The organism is Actinosynnema sp. NPDC037264 (assembly GCF_055603705.1).
This window is the reverse complement of the sequence record NZ_JBVJVK010000128.1, coordinates 1-4,768: the sequence shown is the minus strand read 5'-3', so window position 1 is coordinate 4,768 and position 4,768 is coordinate 1. Positions and strand designations below refer to the sequence as shown.

4 protein-coding genes are annotated in these 4,768 nt (G+C 69.9%); 3 read left to right on the top strand and 1 reads right to left on the bottom strand.

Annotated features, from left to right (window positions below):
* Nucleotides 1-106: 106 nt before the first annotated feature.
* Complete coding sequence (locus ACZ7GX_RS45630) at nucleotides 107-1,363, bottom strand: extracellular solute-binding protein (protein WP_498786916.1); 1,257 nt, start codon at nucleotides 1,361-1,363, stop codon at nucleotides 107-109.
* A gap of 226 nt (nucleotides 1,364-1,589) precedes the next feature.
* On the opposite strand from ACZ7GX_RS45630, the gene ACZ7GX_RS45625 reads away from it, so the two are divergent.
* From ACZ7GX_RS45625 to ACZ7GX_RS45615, 3 genes are all read left to right on the top strand, one after another.
* Nucleotides 1,590-2,639 carry a LacI family DNA-binding transcriptional regulator gene (locus ACZ7GX_RS45625; protein WP_498786915.1) on the top strand — a complete coding sequence of 350 codons (1,050 nt, stop codon included), beginning with the start codon at nucleotides 1,590-1,592 and terminating at the stop codon, nucleotides 2,637-2,639.
* Nucleotides 2,640-2,746: 107 nt separating this feature from the next.
* Nucleotides 2,747-3,850, top strand: a complete 1,104-nt coding sequence (locus tag ACZ7GX_RS45620; RefSeq protein WP_498786914.1) for a LacI family DNA-binding transcriptional regulator — start codon at nucleotides 2,747-2,749, stop codon at nucleotides 3,848-3,850.
* Between the two features lie 363 nt (nucleotides 3,851-4,213).
* Nucleotides 4,214-4,690, top strand: a complete 477-nt coding sequence (locus ACZ7GX_RS45615; protein WP_498786913.1) for a hypothetical protein — start codon at nucleotides 4,214-4,216, stop codon at nucleotides 4,688-4,690.
* The last annotated feature ends 78 nt before the right edge of the window (nucleotides 4,691-4,768 follow it).

Here is a 4,768-nt window from a genome sequence, read left to right as displayed (position 1 = left end):
CCCCCCCCCCCCCCCCCCCCCCCCCCCCCCCCCCCCCCCCCCCCCCCCCCCCCCCCCCCCCCCCCCCCCCCCCCCCCCCTCCCCCCCCCCCCCCCGCGAGGGATGGTCAGCCGACGGTGTACTCGGGCAGGACGGTGTCCTTGTACTTCTTGGCCACCTCGTCCAGCGCCGTCTTGGCGTCCTTCTTGCCCGCCAGCACGTCGGCGTAGGCGATCTTCAGCGGGTCGAACAGCTCGCCGCCCTCGGGGATCCACGCCCGCGGGTGGGCGGCGGTGACGACCGGCTCGAACGAGGACACGACCGCGTTGGCCTTCACGTCGGCGTTCTCGTAGGCCGACTTGCGGGTGGGCAGCAGGCCCAGTTCCTTGGCGATGCGCACCTGCGACTCGGTGCTGCTCATGCAGGCGATGAACTTGACCGAGGAGTCCTTGGCCTTGGTGCCCTGGCGGATCACGTAGTCGTGGCCGCCGACCGGCGCGGAGCCCTTGCCCGCGGTGGCGCCGGGGACGGGCGCGATGCCCAGGTTGGCGGGGTCGGCGAACGCGGCGCCCTTGAGGTAGTCGGCGACCGACCACGGGCCGTTGACCACCATGGCGACCTCGCCCGAGGTGAACGCGGCCTGCATGTTGTTGTAGGAGTTGGTCGGGTCGAGCGCGGTGGACGCGGCCTTGGCGTCCAGCAGGCCCTTCGCGGTCTCCAGCGCCTTCACGTTGTCCGCGGAGTTGACCACGATCTTCTTCGCGTCGGCGTCGACCAGGTCGCCGCCCTCGCCGTAGATGAACGGCAGCGCGTAGTAGGCGTCGTTGTTGACGAAGATGGTCTTCTCGCCGCCCAGCTTGGCCGCGGCGGCCTTGACCTCGTCCCACGTCTTCGGCGGCTCGACACCGGCGTCGGCCAGCAGCTTCTTGTTGTAGAACAGCGCCAGCGAGTCGGTGACCTGGGGGACGCCGTAGGTCTTGCCGTCGTACTTGGTGGAGCCCAGCGGCGTGTCCAGGAAGTCGGACGTGTCCTTGACCAGGTCCGTGCCGGCCAGGTCGGCGACGTAGCCGAGCTTGGCCAGCTGCGACACCCACGCGACCTCGGCGCGGAAGACGTCCGGGCCCTGGCCGCCCTGCGCGGCGGTCTTGTAGTTGTTCAGGGCCGCGTCGAAGGGCACGGTCTCGGTCTTGACCTTGTAGCCGCCCTTGGTCGCGCACTCCTGCGCGATCGCGGCGAACGCCGGGCCCTCGTTCGGGCCGCTGGTGTCCCAGAAGGTGATCTCGCCGGAGTCGCCGGACGCCGATCCGCCGTCGCCACCACCGCACGCGGTGAGGACGAGGGCGGAAACGGCCGCCACTGCGGTCACGAGGGTGGTACGTCGCATCGTTGCTGTCGTCCCTCCTGCGGGCCTCCACCGTGATGAAGGCTCTTGCAAGAACTTGCGAAATTGTTGACGCGGATTTCATCCCGCCGACCAGGGCCGGGTCAAGGGTCTTGACGTAACCAAGCCGTAACGGCCCGGTCCGGCCGACGGAAACCAAGGTGGGCGTTGCAAAAATTTGCCGCTGACGGCAGGCTGCACGTCACCCACAAGTCTGCGAGGAGGCACGGTGTCCGGTCTGTCCGAGATCGCCAGGGCAGCCGGGGTGAGCATCTCCACGGTCAGCCGGGTGCTCAACCGCCGGGCGGGCGTGAACGACGAGACGCGCCAGCGGGTGCTCGCGGTGCTTGCGGAAATGCCTTACACCCCGCGCGGGCTGGGCGCGCTGCAGCGCACCGGCGTGATCGGCCTGCTCGTGCCCGAGCTGTCGAACCCCGTGTTCCCGGCGTTCGCCGAGGCGCTGGAGGTGCGGGCCGCGCGGCTGGGGTACTCGTCGCTGCTGTGCAACACGCGGGCCACCGGCGCGGGCGCGATGGGCGAGGAGGAGTACGTGCGGATGCTCCTCGCGCGCGGCGTCGAGGGCATGGTGTTCGCGTCGCCGGAGATCACCAACGTCGAGGTGCCGCTCGGCCAGGCGCCGCGGCCGTCGTACTACGCGAAGCTGCTGGCCGACGGCGTGCACATGGTGTTCCTCAACGGGGCGACGCCGTCGCTGGACGTGCCGGACGTGACCGTGGACGAGCAGCACGCGGGGTACGCGGCGACCCGGCACCTGGTCGAGCTGGGCCACCGGCGGATCGGGTTCGTGTCGGGGCCGGCGCGGGCGCTGCCGTCGCGGCTCAAGCGGGCCGGGTGGGCGGCGGCGCTGGAGGAGGACGGGCTGCCCGCGACGTCCGACTTCGTGGCGCACGCGCCGTTCGGGCCGGAGGGCGGGGCGGAGGCGGTGTCGACGCTGCTGGACACCGTGCGGCCGACGGCGGTGATCTGCTCGTCCGACCACATGGCGATCGGCGTGCTGCGGGAGGCGCACCGGCGCGGGCTGACCGTGCCGCGGGACCTGTCCGTGGTGGGGTTCGACGACATCCCGCTGGCGTCGTACTGCTCGCCGTCGTTGACCACGCTGGCGCAGCCGATCGAGGAGATGGCGGCGGCGGCCGTCGACGAGCTGGTGCACCGGCTCGACCCGGACCGGCGACGACGTCCGGCGGGCAATTACACGCGTGTTTTCCGACCGCGGTTGGTCGTGCGCGAGTCGTCCGCTGAGCCCCTATTGGTTTAGACCACTGTACCCTGAGGTAACCCACCCCCAGCTGCACTGATGACGATTTAGAGGGACGCCGGTCACCCCCACTTCTGCAAATGGTTCTGAACCGTTACGGTCACTTCATGGCGCGGTCGATGCATGTGCGACGCCCCGCGACGCTCGCCTCACTGGCGGCGGAGCTGGGTGTTTCCCGGACAACGGTGTCCAACGCGTACAACCGTCCCGACCAGCTCTCGCCAGAGCTGCGACGCCGGGTGTTGGAGACAGCGAGACGACTCGGGTACCCGGGGCCCGACCCCGTGGCCCGTTCACTGCGGACGAGGAAGGCCGGTGCGGTGGGCCTGCTGCTCACCGAGAACCTGTCCTACGCGTTCCGCGACCCGGCGGCGATCGGGTTCCTGGAGGGATTGGCGCTCGCGTGCGAGGACGCCGGCACCGGGCTGCTGCTCGTGCCGGCGAACCCCGAGCGCGAGGACGTGGCGGCCGTGCACCGGGCCGGGGTGGACGGTTTCGTGGTGTACTCCGTGCCCGACGACGACCCGCACCTGGCGGCGGTGCTGGAGCGGCCCGTGCCGACGGTCGTGTGCGACCAGCCCGATCTCGGCAACGTCGACCGCGTCGGGATCGACGACCAGGCGGCCATGCACGCGCTGGCGCAGCACCTGATCTCGTTGGGGCACCGGCGGGTCGGCGTGGTGTGCATGCGGCTGGCCCGTGACCGCAACGACGACTTCGTCGTGCCGGAGCGGCAGCAGGCGGCGCACTTCCACGTGCAGCGGGCCCGGTTGGCCGGATTGGCGCAGGCGTTCGCGTCGGTCGGCGTGGACTGGGCGACCGTGCCGGTGGCGGAGCGGTTCGACCACACCATGGCGTCGGGCGCCTCGGCGGCGGCGCAGGTGCTGGAGCGCGACCCGCAGATCACCGCGTTGATCTGCACGTCGGACATACTGGCCCTGGGCGCGATGGCGGAGGTCCAGCGGCGCGGCCTGCGCGTGCCGGTCGACATCACCGTCACCGGTTTCGACGGCATCCGCGAGGCGGAGCAGGCCGGGCTGACCACGGTGCGCCAGCCGGTCCTGGAAAAGGGCCGCGCGGCGGGCAAGCTGCTGCTCGACTCGGCCGAGCGCACGCGCCCCCGAGCCGTCACCCTGTCCACCGAACTGATCCACGGCACCACCGCCGCCCCACCGCGCGGGACGGCGGAGGAACGCTGGTTCGGCCCGTGACCGCACGTCCGGCCTGACACCGCCCTCGAACACCACGCAGGGGTCCCCGCACGGGGACCCCTGCTTCCGTTTGCGACGAGGAACGTCCGTCGGGGACCGGACGTGGGACGTGAGCGCCACTCACCGAATCGGCATGATTCCGAATGGCGACGGAATAGCATTAGTCACCTATCCGAGAAATGCGGAATGGGCCGTTCCGGTCACCACCGTGCATACGAGTAACACCGCGGGTATGTCACCGATAGTACCGGCGAGGTTCCACCGAGCGGAGCTAGGTCGTCGGAGCGAGCGCAAGGACAATGGTGTCGGGCCGGGAGGCAGCATGAGTCGCGATCATCGTGACACGGACGGCGGGGGCGGGCGATGAGCGCCGCGATCGACACGGATGCCGCCGAAGACGTCCTCGACCCGGGCGAGAAGAAGCGCTTGCACGAACGCGGTGCCCTCCGCTTCGCGTTCGTCGTCACCATGGTCCTGTCCTTTTCCTCGGTTGTCGTGACGGCCAGCGGGTCATGGCAGTACGCGGAGTCGCATTGGCACGCCTACCTCGGTTTCTCGTTATTCATGCTCATCTCCTCGACCGCGTGCCACGTCTACATCTTCCAATTCCTGCCCACTCGCAAGCGGTTCAAGTCCGACATCCAGGTCGTGGACGCCGACTACGAGCGGTTCCGGGATGAGAAGAGCGAGTTCAGCAGCTCCCTCTCCGAAGCGCAGCTGCCGATGTTCGTCGACTCGCTGATCAACCCGAAAGCGACCCGGAGCCGCATCATCGAGGAGATCCGGCCGATCCGGCGGGTCCTCCACCAGTCCGTCTCCACGACAATGCCGTTTAGTTAGGCGCTGGTAGGTGTGTTGGTGCTGGTGGCGGGGTGTGTTGTCACTACGGTGTGGTGGGTGTCGTCTGGGGTGGAGCGT

Excerpts from the sequence above, each read along its gene's own strand:
- ACZ7GX_RS45620 (WP_498786914.1), top strand. The coding sequence starts at position 2,747 with ATGGCGCGGTCGATGCATGTGCGACGCCCCGCGACGCTCGCCTCACTG.
- ACZ7GX_RS45630 (WP_498786916.1), bottom strand. The coding sequence starts at position 1,363 with ATGCGACGTACCACCCTCGTGACCGCAGTGGCGGCCGTTTCCGCCCTC.
- ACZ7GX_RS45615 (WP_498786913.1), top strand. The coding sequence starts at position 4,214 with ATGAGCGCCGCGATCGACACGGATGCCGCCGAAGACGTCCTCGACCCG.